Annotated in this window: 24 protein-coding genes; 13 read left to right on the top strand and 11 right to left on the bottom strand. The window is 67.3% G+C overall.

The window, feature by feature from the left end:
- The first annotated feature begins 9 nt into the window (after positions 1-9).
- Together N825_RS26605 and N825_RS26600 are read left to right on the top strand one after the other, a co-directional pair.
- Positions 10-885: a carbon-nitrogen hydrolase family protein gene (locus N825_RS26605; protein WP_051513184.1), complete on the top strand. Its 876-nt coding sequence runs from the start codon at positions 10-12 to the stop codon at positions 883-885.
- Between the two features lie 10 nt (positions 886-895).
- Positions 896-2434 carry an amidohydrolase family protein gene (locus N825_RS26600; protein WP_037458725.1) on the top strand — a complete coding sequence of 513 codons (1539 nt, stop codon included), beginning with the start codon at positions 896-898 and terminating at the stop codon, positions 2432-2434.
- A 247-nt stretch (positions 2435-2681) separates the two neighbouring features.
- Here N825_RS26600 and N825_RS26595 read toward each other — a convergent pair whose 3' ends face one another.
- Positions 2682-3995, bottom strand: a complete 1314-nt coding sequence (locus N825_RS26595; protein WP_037458724.1) for a DUF3422 family protein — start codon at positions 3993-3995, stop codon at positions 2682-2684.
- A 363-nt stretch (positions 3996-4358) separates the two neighbouring features.
- Between N825_RS26595 and N825_RS26590 the strand changes: the two genes are divergently transcribed.
- The 3 genes from N825_RS26590 to ligA are packed head-to-tail and all read left to right on the top strand — an operon-like array spanning position 4359 to position 8994.
- Positions 4359-5192 (top strand): outer membrane protein assembly factor BamD, encoded by an 834-nt coding sequence (locus N825_RS26590; RefSeq protein WP_425423751.1) that lies wholly within the window; start codon positions 4359-4361, stop codon positions 5190-5192.
- Positions 5193-5200: 8 nt separating this feature from the next.
- Positions 5201-6880 carry a DNA repair protein RecN gene (gene recN / locus N825_RS26585; protein WP_037458722.1) on the top strand — a complete coding sequence of 560 codons (1680 nt, stop codon included), beginning with the start codon at positions 5201-5203 and terminating at the stop codon, positions 6878-6880.
- Positions 6880-8994: an NAD-dependent DNA ligase LigA gene (gene ligA, locus N825_RS26580; protein WP_037458721.1), complete on the top strand. Its 2115-nt coding sequence runs from the start codon at positions 6880-6882 to the stop codon at positions 8992-8994. The genes recN and ligA overlap by 1 nt, the downstream gene beginning before the upstream one ends.
- Positions 8995-9025: 31 nt before the next feature.
- On the opposite strand, the gene N825_RS26575 is transcribed toward ligA, so the two are convergent.
- The 7 genes from N825_RS26575 to N825_RS26545 all read right to left on the bottom strand — a co-directional run bounded on the left by N825_RS26575 (position 9026) and on the right by N825_RS26545 (position 16818).
- Entirely contained in the window at positions 9026-9502 is a 477-nt protein-coding gene (locus tag N825_RS26575; protein WP_037458719.1) for a hypothetical protein, read from the bottom strand.
- Positions 9503-9593: 91 nt separating this feature from the next.
- Positions 9594-10172: an MSMEG_1061 family FMN-dependent PPOX-type flavoprotein gene (locus N825_RS26570; protein WP_037458718.1), complete on the bottom strand. Its 579-nt coding sequence runs from the start codon at positions 10170-10172 to the stop codon at positions 9594-9596.
- 22 nt (positions 10173-10194) lie between these two features.
- Positions 10195-10941, bottom strand: coding sequence for a siderophore-iron reductase FhuF (gene fhuF, locus N825_RS26565; RefSeq protein WP_051513182.1), 747 nt, complete (start codon positions 10939-10941; stop codon positions 10195-10197).
- A 3-nt stretch (positions 10942-10944) separates the two neighbouring features.
- On the bottom strand, positions 10945-12978 hold the full coding sequence (gene fhuB, locus N825_RS26560) for a Fe(3+)-hydroxamate ABC transporter permease FhuB (RefSeq protein ID WP_037458717.1): 2034 nt from the start codon (positions 12976-12978) through the stop codon (positions 10945-10947).
- Positions 12971-13870, bottom strand: a complete 900-nt coding sequence (locus tag N825_RS26555; RefSeq protein ID WP_037458715.1) for an iron-siderophore ABC transporter substrate-binding protein — start codon at positions 13868-13870, stop codon at positions 12971-12973. The genes fhuB and N825_RS26555 overlap by 8 nt, the downstream gene beginning before the upstream one ends.
- Entirely contained in the window at positions 13867-14658 is a 792-nt protein-coding gene (locus N825_RS26550; protein ID WP_037458784.1) for an ATP-binding cassette domain-containing protein, read from the bottom strand. Before N825_RS26550 ends, N825_RS26555 begins: the two co-directional genes overlap by 4 nt.
- Before the next feature lie 18 nt (positions 14659-14676).
- Positions 14677-16818: a TonB-dependent siderophore receptor gene (locus tag N825_RS26545; RefSeq protein ID WP_037458713.1), complete on the bottom strand. Its 2142-nt coding sequence runs from the start codon at positions 16816-16818 to the stop codon at positions 14677-14679.
- Positions 16819-17050: 232 nt separating this feature from the next.
- Here N825_RS26545 and N825_RS26540 point away from each other — a divergent pair, with 232 nt between their 5' ends.
- The 3 genes from N825_RS26540 (at position 17051) to N825_RS39170 (ending at position 19505) form a co-directional block, all read left to right on the top strand.
- Positions 17051-17605 (top strand): aspartyl/asparaginyl beta-hydroxylase domain-containing protein, encoded by a 555-nt coding sequence (locus N825_RS26540; RefSeq protein ID WP_037458712.1) that lies wholly within the window; start codon positions 17051-17053, stop codon positions 17603-17605.
- Between the two features lie 83 nt (positions 17606-17688).
- Positions 17689-19086 (top strand): nucleobase:cation symporter-2 family protein, encoded by a 1398-nt coding sequence (locus tag N825_RS26535; protein ID WP_037458711.1) that lies wholly within the window; start codon positions 17689-17691, stop codon positions 19084-19086.
- 119 nt (positions 19087-19205) lie between these two features.
- Positions 19206-19505 carry a hypothetical protein gene (locus N825_RS39170; RefSeq protein ID WP_157619557.1) on the top strand — a complete coding sequence of 100 codons (300 nt, stop codon included), beginning with the start codon at positions 19206-19208 and terminating at the stop codon, positions 19503-19505.
- 25 nt (positions 19506-19530) lie between these two features.
- Here the strand turns inward: N825_RS39170 and N825_RS26530 are convergent, their stop codons facing one another.
- Complete coding sequence (locus N825_RS26530; RefSeq protein ID WP_037458709.1) at positions 19531-20364, bottom strand: SDR family NAD(P)-dependent oxidoreductase; 834 nt, start codon at positions 20362-20364, stop codon at positions 19531-19533.
- Between the two features lie 101 nt (positions 20365-20465).
- The gene (locus N825_RS39165; protein WP_157619556.1) at positions 20466-21146 is read right to left on the bottom strand and encodes a hypothetical protein; all 681 of its coding nucleotides are present in this window, start codon (positions 21144-21146) and stop codon (positions 20466-20468) included.
- A gap of 498 nt (positions 21147-21644) precedes the next feature.
- On the opposite strand from N825_RS39165, the gene N825_RS26515 reads away from it, so the two are divergent.
- From N825_RS26515 to N825_RS26495, 5 genes are all read left to right on the top strand, one after another.
- Positions 21645-22190, top strand: coding sequence for a YgjV family protein (locus N825_RS26515; RefSeq protein WP_051513180.1), 546 nt, complete (start codon positions 21645-21647; stop codon positions 22188-22190).
- Between the two features lie 144 nt (positions 22191-22334).
- Positions 22335-22529, top strand: coding sequence for a hypothetical protein (locus N825_RS26510; protein WP_037458704.1), 195 nt, complete (start codon positions 22335-22337; stop codon positions 22527-22529).
- A gap of 258 nt (positions 22530-22787) precedes the next feature.
- Entirely contained in the window at positions 22788-23132 is a 345-nt protein-coding gene (locus N825_RS26505; protein ID WP_037458701.1) for a hypothetical protein, read from the top strand.
- Between the two features lie 132 nt (positions 23133-23264).
- Positions 23265-23609, top strand: a complete 345-nt coding sequence (locus tag N825_RS26500; RefSeq protein ID WP_157619555.1) for a hypothetical protein — start codon at positions 23265-23267, stop codon at positions 23607-23609.
- A gap of 123 nt (positions 23610-23732) precedes the next feature.
- Positions 23733-24125 carry a response regulator gene (locus N825_RS26495; protein ID WP_037458698.1) on the top strand — a complete coding sequence of 131 codons (393 nt, stop codon included), beginning with the start codon at positions 23733-23735 and terminating at the stop codon, positions 24123-24125.
- Positions 24126-24155: 30 nt separating this feature from the next.
- Here the strand turns inward: N825_RS26495 and N825_RS26490 are convergent, their stop codons facing one another.
- A complete protein-coding gene (locus N825_RS26490; protein ID WP_157619554.1) occupies positions 24156-25787 on the bottom strand; it encodes an alpha-D-glucose phosphate-specific phosphoglucomutase in 1632 nt (543 codons plus the stop codon).
- Positions 25788-25837: the final 50 nt, after the last annotated feature.

Genomic DNA, 25837 nt, shown 5'->3' with positions numbered 1-25837 from the left:
GACAGAAGCATGGAGAAACGCTTCCGCGTCGGAGCGGCCTCGACAGGGCCGGCCGACGACGGGCTCGGTCGCGCGCTCGACGCGGCCGAGCCCCGGGTTTTGGCCTTGGTCGAGGCCGGCTGCGACCTCGTGATCCTGCCGGAACTGTTCGCTGTACCCTACGCCGCGGCGAAGGAGCCGGAGGCTTGGCGCCATCTGGCCGAGCCGCTGGATGGCCCGACGGCGGCTTGGGCGGTGGGATTGGCCAAGCGAACCGGCGTGCCGATCCTGTTCGGGATGGCGCTGTCGGTGGCGCTTCTGCCGGAGCGGGGCCGTCACGCCAAGCCGTTCAACGCGGCGGTGCTGGCCCGGCCCGGCCACGCCGCAGCGGAGGTCGTCGCCTTGAAGATCCACCTGCCGCCGGTGGCGGACGGCGATCGCTTCGGCGAGGCCGATCATTTCGAGGCCGGACCGGCCACGGTTGGTGTGGTCGAGATCGGCCCGATCCGGCTGGCGGCGCTGGTCTGCTACGACCGGCGCTTTCCGGAAAGCTGGCGGGCTGTCGCCGCCGCTGGCGCGGATGCCGTGGCGGTTCTGGTGTCGGGACCGGCGCCCAGCGATCCCGACGGCATCTTCGAGGCCGAAATGCGCACCCATGCCCGAGCCAACGCGGTCTATGCCATCGCGGCGGCCCGATACGGAACCGAAACGATCACCGGCGGCCCCGTCCGCCACGACGGCTCGACCGTCGCCATCTCTCCCGACGGCGCCATCGCCAGCGGTCCCAGCGGCCCAACTGGCGGCGTCACCGTCGATATCGATCCCAATCAAATCAGGATCGCCGCCGCCCGCAACCCGACCGCGCGTCGGCTGCGGCTTCCGGCGGTCCCCATTCATGAACAATAAGGAGCCCCCCATGGGAGAACTCATCGTCCAGGCCCGCTGGGTCGTCACCGGCATCCAGGATCGCCACACCCCGATCGTGATCGACGACGGCGCCGTGCTGTCGCGCGACGGCGTGATCGCCGCCGTCGGCACGCTCGACGACATGAAGGGACTGGCGCCGGCGGCGGTGGTCAAGAGCTATCCGAACCACGTCATGATGCCGGGCTTCGTCAACAGCCACCACCATGTCGGGCTGACGCCGCTCCAGCTCGGCTCGCCCGACCACGCCCTGGAACTGTGGTTCGCCAGCCGGATGCCGGCGCGCAAGATCGACCTGTACCTGGACACGCTCTATTCCGCCTTCGAAATGGTCGCGTCGGGCGTCACCACGGTCCAGCACATCCATGGCTGGATGGCGGGCGGCTACGACGCGATCCACGGCGCCGCGTCCAAGGTGCTGGGAGCCTACCGCGCGCTGGGCATGCGGGCGTCGTACTGCTACGCCGTGCGGGAACAGAACCGGCTGGTCTACGAGGCCGACGAGGAGTTCTGCGCCCGCCTGCCGAAGCCGCTGAGCGGCGAGCTGCTGAGCTACCTGAAGGGGCAGGCGCTGCCGTTCCAGGAGTTCCTGACCCTGTTCGACCAGCTGACGGCGGAGAACGAGGGCCAGCGTCTGACCCGCATCCAGCTGGCCCCGGCCAACCTGCACTGGTGCACCGACGACGGCCTGCTGGCGCTGAACGAGAAGTCGAAGGCCGCGGGAGTGCCGATGCACATGCACCTGCTGGAGACCGCGTACCAGAAGGAATATGCGATGCGCCGCACCGGCAAGACCGCCGTGCGCCATCTGTACGACCTGGGCCTGCTCAGCCCGCGCATGACGCTGGGTCACGGCGTCTGGCTGACCGATGAGGACATCGACATCACCGCCGAGACCGGCACCTGCATCTGCCACAACTGCTCGTCCAACTTCCGCCTGCGCTCGGGCATCGCCCCGCTCAACGCGTTCGAGCGGAAGGGAATCACGGTCGGCATGGGCCTTGACGAGGCCGGCATCAACGACGACCGCGACATGCTCCAGGAGCTGCGGCTGGCGCTGCGCGTCCACCGCACGCCGGGGATGGGCGACGACGTGCCGACTTGCCCGCAGGTGCTGAGGATGGCGACCGAATCAGGCGCCAAGACGACCGCGTTCGGCGAACAGATCGGCCGCTTGGACGAAGGCCGTTTCTTCGACGCGGTGCTGATCAATTGGAAGACGGCCACATATCCGTTCCAGGACCCCGACATCCCCATGCTCGACGCGGTCATGCAGCGCGCCAAGACCAACGCGGTCGACGCCGTCTACATCGACGGCGAGGCCGTCTACGCCGACGGCCGCTTCACCCGCATTGACCGCGACCAGGTGCTGGCGGAGATCGCCGAAACCCTATCCAAGCCCCGCACCCCGGACGAAGTCGCCCGCCGCGAGCTTGGTAACGCCGTCTTCCCCCACGTCAAAGCCTTCTACGACGGCTACATCCGTGAGGGGGAGAGCAAGCCGTTCTACAATCAGTCGGCGATGTTCTAAGGGGAAGGGCCGCGACGTCGGAAAAGAACGATGTCGCGGCCCGGCCCGCGTACAAATAATGATCGCGGAATTTGGCCGTAGGTCGGCTAGAGCGAAGCGGCACCCGGCACCAACACGCCGGCTTGTCGGCTGCCGCTTCGCTCTAGCCGACCTACGAGGATTGTTATTCTCGATCGATTATTCTGTTTTTATTATGCGTGATTACAGTCGCTGGCAATTTTTGACACGGCGGTCTATCGCGGCCGCCTCAGCCATGCTCCTCCCCCGTCACCACCTTGCGGATGCGGCGGACACCTTGCCAGACCAGCATCAGGACGACCGGGACCGCCAAGCCGACCGCTAGGTCGGGGTTGATCGGGAGGCCGATGCCTTTCAGGGCTTTGGCGAGGTAGGAGACGATGCCGATCAGGTAATAGCTGATGGCGACGACGGAGAGGCCCTCGACCGTTTCCTGAAGGCGGAGTTGCAGGCTGGCGCGGCGGTCCATCGAGCGGAGCAGGTCGCGGTTCTGTTCCTCGACCGCCAGATCGACGCGGGTGCGGAGCAGGTTGCTGGCGCGGCCGATGCGGGCCGATAGCGACTCCTGGCGCTTGGCGACCGCCTCGCAGGTGCTGACCGCCGGGGTCAGGCGGCGGGCCATGAATTCGGCGATGGTCTGCATGCCCTCGATGCGGTCCTCGCGAAGCTCGGAGATGCGGCGGGAGACCAGATCGCTGTAGGCGCGGGCCGCCGCGAAGCGGTAGGTCGTCTCGGCCGCCGTCTGCTCGGCCTCGGCCGCCAGCTTGGAGAGCTGCTGGAGCAGGGCCTGTTCGTCCTCCATCCGGGCGATGCGGGTGGTCCGCTCGGTCAGCGTGGCCAGTTCGGCCTCGATCGAGCGGATGCGGGGCAGCACGCCGCGCGCCAGCGGCAGGGCCATCAGCGCCATCATCCGATAGGTGTCGATCTCGATCAGGCGCTGGACCAGCCGGCCGGCTTGGCGCGGCTTCATGCCGTGGTCGGCCAGGACGTAGCGGCCGAAGCCGTCGGCGTGGATACGGAAGTCGGTCCAGCCGGTCGAGCCGCCGCCGGCCATGCGGGCGCCCACGAACCCATCGGAGCCGAACACGCCCTGCAGACCCTCGGGCGACGCCAGTGGCGAGTCGGAGGGCAGCAGCGCCAGGTGGACACCCGCCAGCATCTCGCCGGCGACGCCGGCCAGCCATTCCGGGGGCACAGCGCCGAGTGCCGTGTCGGTGAAGCTGTCGCCGCTGCCGCCGGGGCGGAACACGGTGTAGCTGCTGAACTCGGTGTGGCGCTCCCATTTGATCCGGCAGGTGCCGAGATCGGCGCTGTGATGGGTGGCCCCCGGTGGTGGTGGCGCCACGCCGGCCCGCTCGCACAGGCGCGCGAGGTGCGCGCGGTCGCTCTCCCCGGCGCCCTCGCCGGACAGCATGGCGAAGTGCGAGGCGCGCAGCGGCGCCCGCAGGCTTTCCGCCGGCCGGGCGTGGACCTCGTTCGCCAGCGTCTCGCGCAGCGCGTGGTCCTTCAAGGGACGGAGCGGGGTGGTGAGGCTGGCTGTCATTTGGGAATGGCTTCGCGGGGCTGGCTGCGGGTGCGGCACATTAGCGGGTTTTTCCGCCAATGGCTCGCGCGCCTTCGCTGGGGAGGGTCCTCCCTTCGTGCCGTGTTCTGGTTGAAAAGACAAACTTGTTCTGGTAACGTTCCGCGTCGCCGGTTGTCCGCGCGGGATGGCCGGCCCAATTTCGATCGATGTGGAATGATCCAGCGTTTTCGACATATCGACGCGACCGGCTCCAGCCTCGGTCTCAAGCCCGGCTCGGGTACCGTGCTTGTGTCCTCCGCGGCCACCGCTCCAAACGGTGTCGCGTCGGGCTTTGGGCGTGCTATAAGGCGCGAAACCCGTGTCCCGTGTGAAATGTCGATGATGACCCGTTTGTCTCCCGCCTTGATCCGCCTGGTGCTTCCCGTGATGTTGCCGCTGGGGGCGGCGTTCGCCCTGTCGGCCTGCGCGTCGACGGAGGAGGAGCCGTATGTCGAGCGTCCGGTCGAAACGATCTACAACGAGGCGGCCGCCGCCATGGACGAGGAGCGCTACCAAGTGGCGGCGCGCCTGTTCGACGAGGTCGAGCGCCAGCATCCATACTCGCAATGGGCGACGCGGGCGCAGCTGATGGCGGCCTACGCCGACTATCAGGCGCTGAAATACGACGACGCGATCATAGCGCTGGACCGGTTCATCCAGCTGCACCCCGGCAGCGACGAGATCGCCTACGCCTATTACATGAAGGGGCTCTGCTACTACGAGCAGATCACCGACGTGGGCCGCGACCAGCGGGTGACCCAGCAGGCTTTGGAAGCGCTGGGCGAGGTGACCCGGCGGTTCCCGGAGTCGCCCTATTCGCGCGACGCGGCGCTCAAGATCGACCTGACCAACGACCATCTGGCAGGCAAGGAAATGGAAATCGGGCGCTACTACCTGCGCCAGGGTTACCAGAACGCGGCCATCGGCCGTTTCCGCACCGTCGTCGAGAAATACCAGACCACCAGCCACGTGCCGGAAGCTCTGCATCGCTTGACCGAAGCCTACCTCGCCCTCGGCGTGGTGGACGAGGCGCAGGCGGCGGCGGCCGTGCTGGGGCACAACTTTCCAGGCAGCGAATGGTACGTGGACAGCTACGCCCTGCTGGTGGACGCGAACGTTCGGCCGGCGGGCAACGACAGGTCTTGGATCAGCCGGGCTTGGGCCTCGGTGTTCTAAGACGACCCATGCTGGTCGCGTTGTCGATCCGCGACGTCGTTCTGATCGAACGGCTGTCGCTGTCGCTCAACGCGGGCCTTTGCGTGCTGACCGGCGAAACCGGCGCCGGCAAATCGATCCTGCTGGACGCCCTGGGGCTGGCGCTGGGTGGACGGGGTGACAGCACCCTGGTCCGCCACGGCAGCGACCAAGCCTCGGTCACCGCCGAGTTCGACCTTCCCGAGGACCATCCCGCCGTGGCGATCGTCCGTGAGCAGGGGTTGGAGATCGAGGACACGCTGGTGCTGCGCCGCGTCGTCACCTCGGACGGCCGGTCCCGCGCCTATGTCAACGATCAGGCGATCGGCGTCACGCTGCTGCGCCGGCTGGGCGAGGCGCTGGTCGAGGTCCATGGCCAATTCGACACCCACGGCTTGCTGAACCCGCAGACCCACCGGTCGGTGCTGGACGCCTATGCCGGGCTTGGCACCATGGCGGCGCAGGTCGCGGCGGCCCACCGCGCGTGGCGCCAGATCGAGGACGCCCGCGAGGAGGCGGCGGAGGAGATCGGCCGCGCCCGCGCCGAGGAGGACTATCTGCGCCACGCGGTCGCCGAACTGGACAGCCTGGAGCCCCGCGTCGGCGAGGAGGAGGAGCTGGCCCAGACCCGCTCGGTGATGATGCACCGGGAGAAGGTGGTCGAGGCGATGAACGGCGCCTTCGCCGAACTGTCGGGTGAACGCGGCGCCGAGCGCGGCCTGAACTCGGCCCACCGCGCGCTGATGCGGATCGTCGACAAGGCGGGTGGCCGGCTGGAGCCGGTGATCGGCGCGCTGGACCGGGCGCTGGCCGAGGTCGCCGACGCGGTGGCGACGCTCCAAGCGCTGTCGAGCGACGAGGACCTGGACCCACGCGCGCTGGAGAAGCTGGAGGAGCGGCTGTACGCGCTGCGCGGCGCCGCCCGCAAGCACAATGTCGAGGTCGACAAGCTGGCCCCGCTGCGCGAGGAGATGGCGCGCCGGCTGAACCTGATCGAGGACCAGGGCGACGCCTTGGAAAGGCTGGCGCGCGAGGCGGCGCAGGCGCGCGACGGCTATCTGGAGGCGGCCAAGCGGCTGTCGGAATTCCGCCGAGCGGCCGCCGGCAAGCTGGACGCCGCCGTGGCGCGCGAGCTGCCGCCGCTGAAGCTGGACCGCGCGCGGTTCACCACCAGCATCGAGCCGCTGGACGAGCGGTCGTGGGGCGTCGACGGCATCGACCGGGTGGCGTTCCTGGTCGCGACCAATCCAGGCTCCCCTCCCGGTCAGATCAACAAGATCGCGTCGGGCGGCGAGCTGGCGCGCTTCATGCTGGCCTTGAAGGTGGTGCTGGCCCAGGTCGGCACGGTGCCGACGCTGGTCTTCGACGAGGTCGACACCGGCATCGGCGGCGCCGTGGCGGCGGCGGTCGGCGAACGGCTTGCCAAACTGGGACGCGACCGGCAGGTTCTGGTCGTGACCCACAGCCCTCAGGTGGCGGCGCGCGGCGCGCACCACCTGAAGGTCCAGAAGCGCATCCAGAAGATCGATACGGAGGAAACGGTGACGACCGAGGTGGTTGAGTTGAGCGACAAGCAGCGGCGCGAGGAGATCGCGCGCATGCTGTCCGGCGCCAAGGTCACCGAGGAAGCGCGCGCCGCGGCGGAGAGCCTGATCGCGGGGCATGGCTGATGACGGCGGGGGCCCGCGAAGCCGTCCGCGAGATCGATGTCGGGGAACTGTCGCCAGAGCAGGCGGCGGAGGAGCTGGAGGCGCTGGCGGCCGAGATCGCCCACCACGACACCCTGTACCACCAACAGGACCAGCCGGAGATCACCGACGCCGCCTATGACCTGCTGCGGCGGCGGAACGACGCGATCGAGCTTCGCTTTCCCGAGCTGAAGCGGGGCGACAGCCCGTCCCAGACGGTGGGCGCGGCACCAGCGGCCGGGTTCTCGAAGGTCCGGCACGCGGTTCCGATGCTGTCGCTGGGCAACGCCTTCGCGCCCGAGGACGTGACCGAGTTCGTCCAGCGCATCTGCCGCTTCCTGAACATCAAGGAGGCCGGCGAGGTCGAGTTCGTCGCCGAGCCGAAGATCGACGGGCTGTCGTGCTCACTGCGCTACGAGGGGGGCGCGCTGGTAATGGCGGCGACCCGCGGCGACGGGCAGGAGGGCGAGGACGTCACCGCCAATGTCCGCACCATCGGCGACGTGCCGCATTCGCTGGCGGGCGACTTTCCCGACGTGCTGGAGGTCCGGGGCGAGGTCTACATGGACCGCTCGGAGTTCATGGCGCTGAACGAGCGGCGGTTGGCCAAGGGTGAGCCGATCTTCGCCAACCCGCGCAACGCGGCGGCGGGCAGCCTGCGCCAGCTTGATTCGAGGATCACCGCGTCGCGGCCCCTCGGGTTCTTCGGCTACTCCTGGGGCGAGGTGTCGGCACCGCTGGGCGCCACCCAGTGGGAGGTCAGGAATCGGCTGAAGGCCTGGGGCTTCAGCTTGAACCAGCCTGCGGAGCTGTGCCTCGGGGCGGAGGCGCTGCTGCGTTATTACGACGGCGTCCAGGAAAAGCGGTCGGGGTTGAGGTTCGACATCGACGGCGTCGTCTACAAGGTCAACCGGCTGGATTGGCAGGATCGGCTGGGCTTCGTCAGCCGCGCGCCGCGCTGGGCGATCGCGCATAAGTTTCCGGCGGAGCGGGCGCAGACGCGCCTCCGGGAGATCACCATCCAGGTCGGTCGGACCGGGGCCATGACCCCGGTGGCGGAGTTGGAGCCGGTGACGGTCGGCGGTGTCGTGGTCAGCCGCGCCACCCTGCACAACGAGGACGAGATCGTCCGCAAGGATGTCCGGGTCGGCGATCTGGTCGTGGTCCAGCGGGCCGGCGATGTGATCCCGCAGATCGTCGAGCCGGTCCTGGACAAGCGTCCAGAGGACTCGTCGGCCTATGTGTTTCCCGACCACTGCCCGGTCTGCGGCAGCGCCGCCGTGCGGCCGGAGGGCGAGGTCATCCGGCGCTGCACCGGCGGGCTGATCTGCGACGCTCAGGCGGTCGAGCGGTTGCGCCATTTCGTCAGCCGCGACGCCTTCGACATCGAGGGGCTGGGCGAGAAGATCATCCGCGAGTTCTGGGACGAGGGCATGGTCCGGAAGCCGGGCGATATCTTCCGCCTGCGCGAGAAGGACGCCGCCAGCCTGACCAAGCTGAAGAACCGGCATGGCTGGGGCGACAAGTCGGCGGCCAAGCTGTTCGACAGCATCGACAACCGGCGCCGGACTCCGCTGGACCGCTTCATCTTCGCGCTCGGCATCCCGCAGGTCGGCCACACGACGGCGCGGCTGCTTGCCAAGAGCTACCGGACATTCGACCATTGGCGCGAGCAGATGGCGGCGGCCCAGGTCCATGGATCGGAAGCGTATGGCGATCTGATTGGGATCGAGCAGATCGGCCCGTCCGTCGCCGACGACCTCCTGGGCTTCTTCTCCGAGCCGCATAACCTGGAGGTGCTGGACGACCTGCTGGCCGCCGGGGTGACCGTCACGGAGTTCGTGCCGCCGAAGGTCCAGGCCTCGCCGATCGCTGGCAAGACCGTGGTGTTCACCGGAACGCTGGAGACGGTGACCCGGAGCGAGGCCAAGGCCCGCGCCGAGGCGCTGGGGGCGAAGGTGGCGGGGTCGGTGTCGTCCAAGACCGACTATGTGGTGATCGGCGCCGACGCCGGCACCAAGGCCGCTAAGGCCCGCGACCTGGGCGTCGCCACCCTGACCGAGCAGGAGTGGATCGAGCTGGTCGCGGCGCAGTGAGGGGGCGCCGCTGGCGTCCCCTCACTGCCGGTCAGTTCGACTTGATCTCGGCGACCACACTGCGGCGGGTCAGCTCGTCGGGCTCCAGGGAGACGGCGGTGTAGAACGGCATCCGCATCTCCGAGCAATAGGCGGCGTCGCCCATGTTCAGCATGCGCATGGATTCACCGTTGGAGATTCGGGTGTGCATCTGGTCGAACTCCGACAGGCCGCCCATCCGCTCCGCCAGCTCCCGCTGGGAATGGCGGATGATCTCGGCGTTGCGGACCGTGAAGCTGGCGTAGCGGGAGAAGGCCTGGGGGTCGTTCCACTGCGCCCCGCAGGCCAGTCCCGCCAGCATCGTCCTGGTTTGCAGCGAGACGACGCGGTCGGCGGCGCTGTCGCCCAGCATCATCGGTGTCTGGGCCGTTTCCAGCACCGGATCGGTCGTGCCCGAACAGCCGGCCAGGATCGACGCGCAGAACAGCGCGCTCGCGACCGCTCCGATATGCCTGAACAGGGATGTCATGATCGCCCCGGGTTTGTGTCCAATAGGACGCGACCGTAGCAGATCATGGTTAACTAAATCGATGTTTTTGGTAAGGACTACCCTCCCATCGTCATTCCGCGGATAGGGCCACATGCGCCTCGAAGATGGTGCGAAGGCTAGGCAAGCTGGCGGTGTCGACGTGCTTTTCCGGGTTCCACAGATCGGCCACGGCGATGGCGCGGGGGCAGTGGATGAAGGCCTCGGTCACGGTGATGACGATGGCGGAGCGGGGTCGCTTGCCGTTGTCGGACAAGCGTTCGAGCAGGTCGGGATGGGTCGAGAGCTTGGCCTTGCCATTGACGCGGAACACCTCACCCATGCCGGGCAGCAGGAAGACCATTCCGACCAGCGGGTTCTGGATGATGTTGCGCAGGCTGTCGAGCCTGTTGTTGCCCGGCCAGTCCGCCAAAATCAGCGTGTGATCGTCGTGGACCAGGGCGAATCCCGGCTTGCCGCCGCGCGGCGAGCAGTCGGTGCCGGTCGGGCCGACGGTGCCCAGCACCAGGAAGGGCGAGACCTCGATCAGGCTGCGGGCATAGGTGTCGAGCCGATTGATCTGCTTGCGGACCACCATCTCGTGTGGCGTCGGATAATGGGCGGTCAGGGCGTCGACGCTGTGGATGCCGTGGGTGTCGTCGAACCATTCCATGACGGCGGCTCCTTTCTGATGATCAGTGTTTGGCCTTCGGTTGGCGCAAGGTGAGCGGGCAATAGGAGCAGAGATCGCGGCCGGGCACCCGGTAGAGCAGGCAGCAGACCTTGCGGTGACGTTGCTGGCCTCCCGGACAATCCGTGTGACGCATGGGTTCGTCAAGCGCGTTGGTCCAGCCGTCGGGCCACGTCCGGCTGTGGATCAGGGCGTCGGCCTCGATGATCGCGGGCGAGGCCGGGCCAAAGGTTTCATGATCGGCTGCCAGCTGTTCGACCACCCAGTGCAGGTAACCGGCGGCGTTGCCCCACAGCACGCGGGCCGACACCCTCGCTTGGGCCGCGAGCGCTTCGATCAGCGGCTCCAGGTGGTCGCGGGCGAGCGGGCCGAGCACGGCTTGGGCCGGAACCGGATCGGGCGCAGCCGTGCCTTCGTGCGGCAACACGATCGCGGCGGGCAAGCCGTCGGCGTCGTGCTTGACACCGGTGCCGGCGAGGTCGAGCGGCAGCGTCCTGCCGGTCAGCAGCGCCCCCAGCATCACCGGCGGGATCAGTTTGTAGAAGTAGTAGCGCGACCATAGCGAGAGCAGCGCGCGGGCCTCGCCATCGGGATAGCGGGCGCGGAGTGTTTCCAGGGCGAGGTCGAGGCCGCCCGCCGCGATCAGGTCGGTGGCGGGGATCGCGCCGGGGGCGGAGGCCGGCGGCACCAGGCATGCGCCGAACCGCCCGGCCGGGCCATCGAGAAAGGTGAAGGGTGTCGGTTCCGTCATGGGTCAACCGCCTTTCGAGCCGGAGGGGCGGGCCAGCAGCCACATCAGGTAGGGGCCGCCGATCAGGGTCGCGAACAATCCCACCGGCAGCTGGTAGGGGAAGGCCAGCGTGCGCGACAGCCAGTCCGACAGGCCCATCAGGAAGGCTCCCAGCAGGGTGGCGCCCACCAGATGGGTCAGCGGGCGGCGCAGGCCGATCAGGCGGGCGAGGTGGGGCGCCATCAGCCCGACGAAGCTGAGCGGCCCGACCACCAGGGTGGCGGCCGCCGTCAGCAGCGACGCCAGCACGACGAGGCTGAGGCGGCTGGAGCCCAGCGGCACGCCGAGGCTGCGCGCGGTCGTCTCGCCGAGCGGCAGGATCTCCAGCCAGCGGGCGGTGACCGGGACGATCAGGATCAGGACGGTGGCGACGGCGGCGGCCAGCACCGCGTCGGAGGTCTCCAGGGTATAGGTCGAGCCGGAGATCCAGCCGAGCAGCTGGAACGCCCGCGTGTTGCCGCTCGCCATGATCACGCCCAGGACGGAGCCGCAGAACGCCGCCAAGGCCACGCCGGCCAGCAGCAGCCGTTCCGGGGCGAAGGACGAGCGGCGCGCCAGCAGCAGCATGACGGCGAGTGCCGCGGCGGCTCCCAGCGTCGAGGCGGCCAGTTGCTCCATTCGGCTGGGAGTGCCCACGGCCAGCACCAGCGCCGCGAAGCCCAGACCGGCGCCGGAGCTGATGCCCAGCACCTCGGGGCTCGCCATCGGGTTTCCGGTCAGGCGCTGCAGGATGGTGCCCGCCGTCGCCAGCATGGCGCCGGCGCACAGACCGGCGGCGAGGCGGGGGGCACGCCAGGGCAGCAGTTGGGTGAACAGATCCCCCGTCGCCGCCGTCCAGCCGCTTGGGCCTGTGCCAAACGTGAGGGCGGCCCAGCACAGTAGGGGAAGGGCCACCGCGAGGACGGCGACCAGCCGCCAGGGGTGCCGGGCGTCGCGCTCGATTCCGGTGGACGCCGTGCCGGCGTCGGTCGGTCCCGCCAGCGCGTGAAGGCGCGGCAGCATCCACAGCAGCAGGGGCCCGCCGAGCATCGCGGTCATGGCGCCGGTCGGGATCAGGTCGGCCTGGGTGGCGGCGACGGTCTGGGTGACGCCGTCGGCCAGCCACAGCAGCGTGGCGCCGATCACGGGAGCCCAGCCCATCACCTGACGGGGCGAGCGGGCGCCGGCCAGCCGGGCGAAGGTCGGGGCGGCCAATCCGACGAAGCCGATGATCCCGACCAGCGAGACGACGGAGGCGGCGAGCCAGACCGCCACCAGCAGCACCCCGAAGCGTGTGGCGTGCAGGGCGACGCCGAGACCGCGCGCGGCGCTGTCGTCCAATCCCAGCAGGATCAGCGGGCGCATCAGCAGCACCGCCGCCACGCCCGCGAGCGCCAAGCGGGGCAGCAGGGCCAGGACGTCGCTCCAACCCTGCTGGCTGAGCGAGCCGCCGCCCCAGATGAACAGCGACATCAGGTACTCGCCGTTCAGCAGGATCAGCGTGGCGCTGAGCGCCGCGCAGGTCAGGCCGACGATCAGGCCGGACAGCACGACCGAGACGGGGCGGAGTCCCTGCCGCCAAGATAGGGCCATGACCAGCAGCATGGCCGCCGCGGCTCCCGCCAAGGCGACGGCCTCGCGCGAGAACTCCATCGCCGCCGGGGCGTACAGGGTCGCGGTGCCCAGCGCCAACTGGGCGCCGGCGGAGATGCCCAGCGTGGTCGGCTCCGCGATGGGGTTGCGCAGCACGCGCTGGAGCAGGGCGCCGGACAGCGCCAGGGCGGCGCCGCAGAGCAGCGCCATGGTGAGGCGGGGCAGGGCGCTGTAATGGAACAGCACCTGGGTCATGTCGGTCAGGTCGGGCGCCAGCAGGGCTTCCGCCCAGCGGTGGGCTGGCAGCAGGGCCGACAAGTGCCAGAGCGACAGGATGGCGGCGGCCGATCCGAGCGCCAACGCCAGCAGGGCCGGGCCACGCGGGGCGGGGAAGGAGATCGAGCGTCGGGTCGCGATGTCAGCCATCGGCGGTTCCTCCCGTCAGGTGGCGCGACAGCAGGTCGGCGAAGCGGGTGGCGGCGGGCAGACCGCCGAACGGGTTGACGGCGGGCAGGCGGACCAGCGCTCCGGCGCGGACGCTGGGCAGCGCCCGCCACAACGGGCTGGATGTCAGGACGGGTTCGACGCCGGGCGGCGTCGGCTCCACCACCACCAGGGTGGCCTCCGGCGTCTCGGCCAGCCGCTCGATCCCGATGGTGGCGGACGCCCGGTACTGGGTGCGGTCGGTCCAGGCGTTGGCGAGGTCCAGCCGCTCCAGCACCGAACCGAACAGGCTATCGGCCCCGAAGGTGCGGACATGGCGCGTGTCGCCCATGTTGACCAGCAGGATCGGGCCCGGACGAAGGTTTCGGAAGGTTCGGCGGTGGCGTTCCATGGCCGCCTCCGTGTCGTCGATCAGGGTTCGGGCGGCTTCGGCGCGGCCCAACAGGGATCCAAGCTCGGCGGTTTCGGTCAGCGCCCGGACATAGGGACGGCCGTTGGGTGCGTTGATGGTGGAAATGTGGACGGGTGCGATGCGGGTCAGACGCTGGCGGATGCCGGTGTAGAAATGCGAGCTGAGGATCAGGTCGGGCGCCGTCCGCAGCAGCATCTCCAAGTTGGGAGCGCCGCGCAGGCCGAGATCGGCGACCTCGTCCGGGACCGCTGGGGTCACCACCGAACGGCGGTAGTGGACGAGCTCGGTCCCGGCGACGGGGGTGACGCCAAGCGCCAGCGCGGTCTCCAGCATCGCCCAGTCCACGGCGGCGACGCGCGACGCGGCCTCGACCGGAGCGGCGGCGACCGGAAGGGACATCACGGGCGGGACCAGCAGCGCCAGGGCGGCGGCGCAGACGGCGCGCCGCGTCGGGAGGGTCATCGGACGTAGCCGATCGGCTCGCCGGTAACCGGGTGGGGCATCACGCCCATCGGCACGCCGTAGATCCGATCCAGCATCTCCGGCCGCATGATCTCCGCCGGGGTGCCACGCGCCACCAGGCGGCCTTCCCCCAGGGCCAGCAGCTCGTCGCAATAGCGGGCGGCCATGTTGACGTCGTGCAGCACGATGACGACGCCGAGCCCGCGTTCCCGGCTGAGCTGGCGGACCAGGGCCAGGACCTCGACCTGATGGGCGACATCCAGGGCGGAGGTCGGCTCGTCCAGCAGCAGGCACTCGGTTTGCTGGGCCAGCATCATGGCGAGCCAGGCGCGCTGCCGTTCGCCGCCGGACAGGCTGTCGACCAGCCGCCCCGCCAGCGGCGCCATGCCGGTGCGGGTGATCGCCTCGTCCACGGCGGCATGGTCGGCGGCGGTCACGCGGCCCAGCGTGCCGTGCCAAGGGAAGCGGCCGAGCGCCACCAGCTCGCGGACGGTCATGCCGTCGGCGGCGGGGGTGAACTGGGGCAGATAGGCCACCTTGCGGGCGAAGGCCTTGCCGGCCCAATCGGCGACCGGCTTGCCGCCGAAGCTAATCTTGCCCCGGCTGGGTTTTTTCTGTCCGGCCAGCAGCTTGATCAGCGTGCTCTTGCCGGAGCCGTTCGGTCCGATCAGGCCGTGGATGCTGCGCCCGTCGAGCGTGAGGTCGAGCGGCTGGAGCAGGTCGCGGCCGGGCACGCTGAAGCCGACGCCCTTCAGGTGGTACAGGGCGTGGCCGGCGACGGTGGTCAAGGTTCCATCCAAGGCGGGCTACCAGTGGTATGTGAGTGTCGAGATCACCGCGAGCCGGTTGCCATAGTAACAGCCGCCGACACTGCCGCACGAGGCCACGTATTCACGGTCGAACAGGTTGTTGGCGTTCAATCCGACGCGGAACTGGCCGAAGTCGTAATGGACCGCCGCGTCGAACAGGGTGACGCTGGGCACCTCGATGTCGTTGGCGTCGTTGCCGAAGCGCGACCCGATGTGGCGGACGCCGGCGCCGAAGCCGAAGCCCTCCAGGAAGCTGCCTTCGGGAAAGGTGTAGTCGCCCCACAGGCTGGCGAGGTTTTTCGGCACGGTGGCGAGACGGTTGCCCTCGGTGCCGCTGTTGCTCTCGGTGATCTCGGTGTCCAGGTAGGTGTAGGCGGCGGTGATGTTGAGCCCGGCCATCAGATTGGCGGTCGCCTCCAGCTCGATGCCGCGGACCCGGGCCTCGCCGGTCTGGATCTGGAAGGTCGGGAAGTCGGGGTCGGTGGTGGTGACGTTGGTTCGCGTCAGGTCGAACAGCGCCGCGGTGATGAAGCTCTCGCTACCGGGAGGCTGGTACTTGACGCCGACCTCGTACTGCTCGCCCTCGGTCGGTTCGAAGGTGCCGCCGCCGCGCTGCGGCGCCTGGGTGCCGATGACCGGGTCGAACGACGTGGTGTAGCTGACATAGGGGGCAAACCCGGCGTCGAACAGGTACATCAGGGCGGCGCGGCCGGTGAAGGCGCTGTCGTCCTGTTCGGTGGTGGCGCCGGTGATCCGGCTGCGCTGCTCGGTCGAGACCCAGTCCTGCCGGCCGCCCAGCGTCAGCAGCCACTTGTCGAGCTTGATCTGGTCCTGGACATAGACGCCGATCTGGCTGAGGTCGTCGTCGCGGTCGGTGCCGATCGCGGGCAGGGCTATGGCTTGGCCATACACCGGGTTCAGCAGGTCGAGCGACGGCGCCCGCCCGAAGCCGGTCCTGGTGTCGCCCCAGAAGCGCCGGTAGTCGACGCCCAGCAATGCCGTGTGGCCGAGCGGCCCGGTCGCGAACTTGGCTTGGCCCGAGGTGTCGATGTTGACGGTGTCGGAGCTCTCGCGCTGGACGATGGTGCCGCGGTTGAGCGTCCGCTGATCGGCCGCCAGTCCGGAGGTGTAAAGGCTGTCGTAGTTGAAGCTGAGATGCAGGTAGCGGGCGTTCTGCCGGATCGAGAAGGTGTCGTTGAAGCGGTGCTCCAGGTCGTAGCCGATGCTGGACAGCTCCAGCTGGGAGTCGCTGAACGTCGGCTCTCCTGGGTGGAAGCTGGTCGAGATGTCGCCGAACGGGCTGCCGTACAGGGTGCCGAAGGCGGGCAGGCCGGGTGGGGACTGCGCCTCGTCGTGCTGGAAGCGGCCGAGCAGGGTCAGCTTGGTGTCGGAGGTCGGCTTCCAGGTCAGGGCCGGGGCGACGAACCAGCGGTCGTCGTCCACATCGTCCATCTGCGTCCCGCTGTCGCGCCCAAGCGCGGTCAGGCGATAGAGGAACTTGCCGTCGGGATCCAGCGGCCCACCCAGATCGAACGAGCCCTGGTAGCGGTCGTGACTGCCGGCCTGGAGGTTGACCTCGCCGAACCTGTCCTCGGTCGGGCGCTTGCTGACCATGTTGACCAGACCGCCCGGCACCGACTGGCCGTAAAGGACGGAGGAGGGGCCGCGCAGCACCTCTACGCGCTCCAGCCCGTAGGGCTCGATCGCGGGGGCGCCGAGGTTCCGGAGGATGCGCAGCCCATCCAGGAATTGGTTGGGTCCGGCGCTGAATCCCCGGATGTTCGGAGCGTCGAACCGGGGATCGGCGATGGTGCCCGAGAAGGTGCCGGCGGTATAGTCCAGCGCGTCGGTGATCGACTGGACCGCCCGGTCGTCCAACTGGTCGCGGGTGATGACGGAGATCGACTGCGGCGTCTCGATCAGCGGCGTGTCGGTCTTGGTCGCCGTGCTGGTGACCGGCGCCACATAGCCCTGGACGGGGCTGGTGCCAGTGGGGGCCGCCGTTTCGACCGAGATGGGAGGCAGGACGACCGAGCCACCGTCGGCATCCTGCGCGTGAGCGGCGGCGGGAAGGATCAGGACCGCCGCGGTTCCCATCAGACGGGCGAGGAGGGAACGGAGGCGAGCTTCGGGACGCATAGGAGAACTTTTCCAGAAGGGGAACGGGTGCTGACGGCGATATCGTGATTTTCGCCTGACGCTAATGATAATGCGAGTGACTTGCAAACGTTTTAGTTGGGGTAGCCAATCGAGGTGGGGGCGAACATCCGATTTCAAGGATCACAACCTGATGGATTTCGATCCGTATTTTAAGTAGGTTCGATGCGCGTTTCATCCCCTCTGAATTGATTTATATCCAGGAGGCACAATCATGTTCATGGATCCGGCCCAGGTGCCGGAATTGACCGCCCTCTCCGACGCGTGGACCGATATCAGGGCCGAGTTGGAGGCGCTTTCCCGCGAGTATTTCATCTCGTGGCCCGAGAAGAGCATCTACGACGGCGATTGGACCGTCTTCCCGCTCTACAAGTTCGGCGAGAAGGTGGTGGAGCATTGCGCGCTCTGTCCCATCACGACGAGGGCGATCGAGGGCATTCCCGGCCTGCTGACGGCGGGCTTCTCCTCGCTGGCGCCCGGCACTTATATCGGGCCGCATTTCGGCTACACGAGCGAGGTGCTGCGCGCCCACCTGGGCCTGCTGACGCCGACGGACTGCGCGATCCGGGTGGGGCCGGAAACCAAGGCTTGGACGCCCGGCGGGCTTATGCTGTTCGACGACACGACCGAGCACGAGGCATGGAACCGAAGTGGGGAAACCCGCGTGGTCCTGCTGCTGGACTTCAAGCGCGACCCCACCGCCGATGTCCACTATCCCGAGCATGTCCTGGCCTATGGCCGGCAGGACCATGGACAGCAGGGCGCCTGACTTTATTCATTGGCTTTATGGCGTAGTTGTTGCAACCCTCCAAGTCTCAGGATGACCCTGTGGCTTGGAGGAACCGGACCCAAATGGCGACCACCACCCATCCCGTCGACGAGCGGCTGCCCCTGCCGCGCCTGATCCCGCTGGCGTTGCAGCACGTGCTGGTGATGTACGCCGGTGCCGTGGCGGTGCCTCTGATCATCGGGCGCGCGCTGGGCCTGCCTCCCCAGGATGTCGCCTTCCTGATCAGCGCCGATCTGTTCGCCTGCGGCTTGGCGACGCTGGTCCAATGTCTGGGATTTCCCGGTGTCGGCATCCGGCTGCCGGTGATGATGGGCGTCACCTTCGCGTCGGTCGGCCCGATGCTGTCGATGGCGGCGGCGCCGGAGGTCGGATTGCTGGGGATCTACGGCTCGGTGATCGCCGCCGGTGTCTTCGGCATCGTGGTTGCCCCGTTCATCAGCAGATTGCTGCCGCTTTTTCCACCAGTCGTCACCGGCACCATCATCCTGGTGATCGGCATCTCGCTGATGAGGGTCGGCATCAATTGGGCCGGTGGCGGTTTGCCGATGCTGACCAAGATGGTGGATGGCGTGCCGGCGGCGTTTCCCAACCCGAACTACGGACAGGTGACGGGATTGGGTATCGCGCTGTTCGTGCTGCTGGTGATCCTGGCGCTGATCAAGTGGGGCAGGGGCTTCGTCGCCAATATCGCGGTCCTGCTGGGCATTGTCGCGGGCTCTATCCTGGCGGCGGCGATGGGGCTGATGCACTTTGAAAAGGTCGGTACGGCCTCCTGGTTCGACTTGGTGCTGCCGTTCCACTTCGGCGTGCCGGAATTCCATCTGGTCCCGATCGTGACGATGTGCGTCGTGATGATGGTCGTGATGATCGAGTCGCTGGGCATGTTCCTGGCGCTGGGCGACATCACCGGCCGCGACGTCGATCAGGACGCGCTGACGAAGGGGCTGCGCGCCGACGGCGTCGGGACGTTGCTGGGCGGCATCTTCAACACCTTTCCCTACACCTCGTTCTCCCAGAATGTCGGGCTGGTCGGCGTCACCGGTGTCCGCTCGCGCTGGGTCACGGTGGCGGGCGGCGTGATCATGTTGATCCTGGGCCTGCTGCCGAAGATGGCGGCGCTGGTCGAGGCGGTTCCCCAGGTGGTGCTGGGGGGAGCCGGGTTGGTGATGTTCGGCATGGTGGCGGCGACCGGCGCCCGCATCCTGACTGCGGTCGATTTCCGCAACAACGCCAACAACCTGTTCATCGTCGCGATCTCGATCGGGTTCGGCATGATCCCGCTGGTGTCGCCCAACTTCTTCAAGAACCTGCCCCACGCCCTGCATCCGCTGCTGGAGTCGGGCATCCTGCTGGCGGCCATCGTCTCGGTCCTGCTGAACGCCTTCTTCAACGGCATGGGGAGCGCCGAGCACGCCCGTCGAGAGGCCTCGGCCGCGGCGGCGGCGTCCGAGCACGTCTGACGGGGTGGTCCGCTCGATCTCACAATACATCGGCTGACCAACCCCATAGAATTCGATCAGGGAAGCGCCGTCAAAGCATCTTGGATCGCAATCGAGGGGTGTCCGTGGAAATGTGGCATTTGGGTCTGCTGCTCATACTCGTATGGGCGGCATGGCTCTGTAAACGCGTCATCATTCGCTATCTTCGCTCGCATCACTTGTTGAGCCGATATGTCGCCCGTTACCTTTTGATTTCATCCTCGGATATTTGGCTGGCTAGTCTGATACACGCCGGTGGTGTGATCGGCTTCATCCTGGCCTTGGATGGTTGGTTTGGCTGGTTCGATCCAACGCCTGGCTATTCCGCGTCGATGCGGTCCGGACACTGGACCGCACCGATCATCGAACTGGAATTGCCGGCGCGCCTCCCGGAGAAATGAGGCTGGGCGAGTGGCGGAAGCGTGGTCAGGGTTCGAACTTCTCGAACTCGTCCTTGTACAGGGGGTGCCACCGCGACAGCGGGGGGCGGTTCCGGATGATGTCCTCCGCCGCCCAGCGGATGCGCTTCTCGTCGGTCTTCCGGTCGATGTCGTTGTCGGGGCACAGGATGTAGAAGTCGCCAGCCGCCATCGCCGCCAGCATGAAGTCGATCACCTGCTCCGGCGTCCAGGCGCCCGGCGGCTTCTCGGAGACGCGCACGCGCGTGAACCCGGTGAAGGTGAAGCCGGGGATCAGCAGATGGGCCGTGACCTGGCAGCCTTCGGTCTCGCGCAGCTCGTGGGCGAGGGCTTCCGTCACGACCTTGACGCCCGCCTTGGTGACATTATAGGCGGTGTCGCCGGGCGGGCAGGTGATGCCCTGCTTGGAGCCGGTGTTGATGATGGCGCCGGGGGTGTTCTGGGCGATCATCGCCGGCCCGAACACCTGGACGCCGTGGACGACGCCCCACAGATTGGTGGCGAGCGTCGCCTTCCAACGCTCCGGGTCGCCGAACAGGCCACCACCGCCCTCGCGGCCGGCGTTGTTCATCAGGACGGCGATCTCGCCGAAACGCTCCAGGGCCTTGTCGCGCAACCGCTCGACCTGGGCACGGTCCGACACGTCGGTCGGCACGGCCAGCACATCGGTTTGGTCGCGAAGACCCGCGGCCGCTTCCTCCAGGGCGTTCCCGTTGAGGTCGGCCAGACAGAGCTTCATGCCCAGCGTCGCGAAACGTTGTGCCGCGGCGAGGCCGATGCCGCTGGCGGCGCCCGTGATGACCGCGACGCGGCCGGATGACAGGGCGGGGTGGTTCGACATGTGAAGTCCTCCTCGGGGTGGCCTCGGGATGGGGTTCATCCCCGGAGAGGGAAACACACGGCGATCGCGAAGTTTCAGGAAAATCGATGGACGGGCCGGCCTCAGCGCTTCTGCGAGGACGGCGGGCGGCGCGGCAGGTCGAACAGCGAGGTGTAGGAGGCGCCCTCGGCCGACGCGCGCGCCGGCTGGGGCGGCTTGATCGCCACGGCGACGCGGTCGACCTCGGTGTCGACCTCGACATCCTCGAAGCGGCAGCCCATCCGGGCGAAGCGCCGGGCGAGTTCGGCTTCGCTGATCAGCCAGCCCCGCGGGCAGCCGGACCGCGAGATCAGCCCATTGGAGTTGAGGTCGTCGTTGTCGTCGTCGAAATCGGCGTCGTTGTCGGCCTGGATGGCCGAGGCGGCGGCGGCGAGCCGCTCCACGGCGGTTTGATCGGGAATGGCGTGGGGCCGGTCGAGCGAGGAGAACCGGTCGGCCATGCCGCGTTGGTCGGAGTCGCGCTGGTCCGGGCTCGCACGCTCAAGACCTTGTCGATCAAGTCCTTTCTGATCCAAACCGCGGGGATCGACGCCCCGTTGATCGAGACCGCGTGGATCGATCCGGCGGTTGGGACGGCGTGGCGGCGGCGGGCGGGACACTCGGGGATAGGTGTCGCCGTCGAACCGCGGTGAGCCCGGGGATCCGCCCGTCGGACCAGGAGTGTCGAGCAGGTGGCGACCTGTCAGCGCTTGTCCAAGCAACTGGGGGGCATCGTCCTTGCCGCTGTTCTGATCGTCATTCATCGCCGGTTTCTCCATCCGCAACGAGATCCTGTTCGTTCTGGAATACGGCCGGTTAAGTTAATGAATGATTACCCAATCCGTACGAGTCGGCTCTCCGATCGTTTTTTCCACTTTTCTGTAATGCATTGAATTTGCGCGCGAATTTTGGATAAAAAACTCAGCTTCGGCAATATGCCCTTAGGCCTAGTTTGTTAACAAAAGTATGAGGCCAAAGCATCGGAAGGCGTCATAACTGGATATTAATAATGCAACTAAACAGAGAGCGGGGAAGTGATCATGAGAGGCATGGCCGTTTCGAGCCGCTCAGGCGCGTGCGAGTCGCGGCAAGAGACACCATTACGTGATCGAAAGAGTGTGTCATACGGGTAACTGGTGCGTTCGGCGGGCCACAATTTGCGCATGGCTCCCCGTCGAAGATCGCACGGCATCCGACTCATCCAAGGAGGTATATACAGCGCTGTCTTCTTCCCCATCCTCCCATACAGTGCTGTCACGGACATGCTCGCCGACATATTTGGCATCACCGGCGTCATCGCCGGTTCGTCCTGGGGATTCCTCAAGGATCGCCGCGCCATTCTCGCCGTCCAAGCCTTCGCCACCGTCATGTTCGGCATCCATTACGGGCTGCTCGGCGCCTGGAGCGGTGCCGCCATGTGCGTCATGACGCTGGTGCAGGCGGCATCCTCGCTGCCCCGCGAGCGCAACAAGGTGACCACGGTTCTCTTCTGGTCGACCGTGCCGATGATCGCGTTGCTGACGATCCTGACGTGGAACGGGCTGGCGTCGGCTGGCGCCGCGTTCGGCATGGCGATGGCGACGCTGGGTCGCTGGCAGACCGACACCTTCAAGCTGCGTGGCTTCTTCGTGCTGTGCTCGCTGGGATGGGGCACCCATAACATGACGGTCGGTTCACCCTTCGGCCTCGCGTCGGACACCATGTGCCTCGTGAGCAACCTGTGGCGCTTGCGTGGCGAGCTGGGAGTGCGCCGGATCCGCGACGAAGCCGCCATTCCGGCGCTACCGGGGATGGCCGCCCAGGCCTGAAAGCCCCTTGGCTCAAAGCCCTTCTGAACTGAAGCCGCTGGGGCCGGCTGGGTCCTTTCCTGTTGGATCGCTGATTTTCGTGCCGTGGTGCCGTTCCGCACCGCGGCACGTTGTCTTTGCGAGCATTCGAGACAGGAGATCACCATGCAGAACCTCTATACCGCCAAGAACCCCTTCATGAGCATGTGGCTCTCGGCATTCAACCAGTCCGCCGGCATGATGCGCGGGGCTTGGGCCGCCGAGATGCACAAGCAGCAGCAGGAGCTGACGAGAAACTCGATCGATATGTCGATGCGGTTCTGGATGCCGATGCTGACGCCCCCGCGCGACCGCAAGTAAGCACGGCACCGTGATGGGCTGGCTGTTCTTCCACCAGGAGAATTGGTTGGAGAGGCGGTCAGCCCGTTCCGCTCGTGTTTCGATTTTTACAACTTTAGAGAGCATATTCTTTGTGGTCGCGTCGGGCTGTGGCTCCTAAGGGGTGTCCCGAATGGCGCAATCCACCTATGGCTTTTTTGCACTGCAATATTTCATGTTATTCCAGCCAGCTTCGACTATATGAGTCCGCAGTATGTTGCACTGCGAAAGGAATTCCCAATGCGTCGTTTCCTCGCCGCTACGGCCCTCGCCCTCCTGATCCCGACCATGGCTTCCGCGGCAGATATCGTGAGCGCCGAACAGGCCCGCACCGTTTCCCTGCGTGACGGTTCCGCCGTGGTCTTCTTCACCAACGCCTCCGACAAGTTCGAAGTCGTCACCACCGTCTCCGCCGACGACCGCTCCCCGGCCCTGCGCTTCACCCATGACTTGGCGGTCGGCCAGTCCGCGGTGATCGAGTTGGCGGGTGACGCCGGCTCCCCGGCGGCGCGCCTGACCCTGACCCGCGATGGCGACAAGCTTCGTGTCGACGGTGGGTCCAACACGGTCGCGACCGGCCTCTGACCGTATTCCGGGGGTAAGGCGACGTTTCGCCGCCTTACCCCCGGCTGGCCGGCGGCCTCACCCATCGGGGTCGTGGAATAGCGGACACCCAGGGCTTGTTCATGCTTGTGGATCAACTGCAAGGTGACCCCCATGGGTATCCGCCTCCTGTTCGCCTCGGCATCTCTGCTCCTGCTCTCCGCCCTGCCGGCTTCGGCCGACTGGGATCGGCATCGGGACAGGCATGATGGCTGGCCGGGCAGGCAACACCAGTCCTTCTCCAATCCAAATGGCCTGAAGCGGGCTTGCGACTTCGGCGATCGGCGCGCCTGCGTCCGGCTCGGCGAGATCATCGGCTCGAACCGCGAGGCCCAGCGCCGCCGCGATTGGCGCGGCAACGGCCGCCACTATGGCTTCGGCCGTCGGGACTGGCAATCCCCGACGCGCTTCAATCGTCCGCCGCCGCCCAGTGTCTGGTGGCGCTTCGACGTGCGCTGACGCGGGCGTGACGCATAGGCATTAAGTTAATCACCGTGAATATGGAAGTGCCTTATTTTCCAAATGGGTGTTCAATGCGCCCCAAGGGCCGGAACTCCGGTGCGGAATTAAGGAAGGCATGGAATGCACCAGCGTCACATCCTCGTCGTCGATGACGAGGTGATCGCGGCGATGGCGCTGGAGAGCGTTCTCCAGCGTCGGGGTTTTCGCGTCACCTTGGCGGGAGACGGGCAAGAGGCTTGGGACATCTGGCAACGCGACGGCGCCGACGCCGTCGTCACCGACTTGAAGATGCCGAGGATGACGGGTGACGAGTTGGCCGCGCGCCTGCGGGTGGCGGCTCCCTCGCTGCCCGTCATCGTCGCGAGCGGATATCTCTCGGAGGCCGTCGAGCACCGCCTGCTCCACGAGATCAACGGACCGATGAGGATATTCACCAAGCCGCTCGATCTCGCGGGCATGCTGCGGGCGTTGAAGTCGATGCTCGACGTGGGTCCCGACGGCCTGACGACCTGAGACCCACATCCCCATTTTCAACGGGGTGAATCAGGTGATCACGGATGGCTTGTCGCGGCCGGAGCGTGACCGGATTCCGGCGACTTGGTCCGCGATGGCGATCAGACCCGATAACGCCTCTTGGGCGTCCTGGTCTTGGCGCGCCTGGTCGGGCTCGTACCGTTCCATGTAGACACGGAGCGTGGCGCCGCCCGTTCCCGTGCCGCTCAATCGGTAGACAACGCGGGAGCCGTCGGCGAAGGTGACGCGGACACCCTGGCGGCTGGAGACGGAGCCGTCCACCGGGTCGCGGTACTCGAAGTCGTCGGCGGCGTCCACCGTGGTGCCACCGAAGGCCATGCCGGGCAGGGTCGGCAAATTGGCCCGCAAGTCCGCCATCAACGCGTCGGCGGTCGCCGTGTCGACATCCTCGTAATCGTGCCGCGTATAGTAGTCGCGGCCGTATTCCCGCCAATGCCCGGTCATGATGGCGCCGATAGGCTCCCCTCTGACCGCCAGGATGTTGAGCCAGAGCAGCACCGCCCACAGCCCGTCCTTCTCGCGGACATGGTCGGAGCCGGTGCCGGCGCTCTCCTCGCCGCACAGCGTCGCCATGCCGGCGTCCAGCAGGTTGCCGAAGAACTTCCAGCCGGTCGGTGTCTCGAAGCCGGGAATGCCAAGCTTGGCGGCGACACGGTCGGCGGCCCGGCTGGTGGGCATCGAGCGGGCGACACCCTTTAGGCCGGCGGCGTAGCCCGGCGCCAGATGCGCGTTGGCCGCCAGGACGGCCAAGCTGTCGCTGGGCGTGATGAACAGATTCGGACCCATGATCATGTTGCGGTCGCCGTCGCCATCCGACGCCGCGCCGAAATCAGGCGGGTTGGCGCCGGTCATCGCCGCGACGAGGTCGTGGGCGTGGACCGGATTGGGGTCGGGATGGTGGCCGCCGAAGTCGGGCAGGGGCGTGCCGTTGAGCACGGTGCCCGCCGGAGCCCCAAGGCGCTTTTCCAGGATCTCGTGGGCATAGGGCCCCGTGACGGCGCTGAGGGCGTCGAAGGTCATGCGGAAACCGCCCCGGAACAGCGCCCGGATGCGGTTGAAGTCGAACAGCCTCTCCATCAGCGCCGCGTAGTCGGCGACCGGGTCGATGATCTCCACCACCATCTCGCCGATCCGGGCCTTGCCCAAGCTGTCGAGGTCGATGTCGGGAGCCTCGATCAGGCGGTATTCGCTGATCTCACCGGTTCGGCGGTGGATGGCGTCGGTGATTTTCTCCGGCGCCGGCCCACCATTGCCGATGTTGTACTTGATTCCGAAATCGCCGTCGGGACCGCCCGGATTGTGGCTGGCAGACAGGATGATCCCACCGAAAGCCTCGTACTGGCGAATCACGTTGGAGGCGGCCGGAGTCGACAGGATGCCGCCGCGACCGACCAGAACCCGCGCGATACCGTTGCCGGCGGCCATCCTCAGGATGATTTGGATGGCCTCGGCGTTGTAGAAGCGGCCATCGCCGCCAATAACCACCGTTTGTCCCGCGATACCGTCCATGACGTCGAAGATGGATTGTACGAAGTTCGCCACGTAATGCGGCTGGCTGTAGACGGTCACCTTCTTGCGCAGGCCGGAGGTGCCCGGCTTTTGGTCGTTGAACGGGGTGGTATTGACGATCACCGGAGCCATTCTTCTTCCTGTTCGCTTGATCTGGTCCTAGGGACTGGAAACACCGGTCG

This window comes from Skermanella stibiiresistens SB22, from assembly GCF_000576635.1.
GTDB classification, from domain to species: domain Bacteria; phylum Pseudomonadota; class Alphaproteobacteria; order Azospirillales; family Azospirillaceae; genus Skermanella; species Skermanella stibiiresistens.
This window is presented reverse-complemented; position numbering and strand designations above follow the sequence as displayed.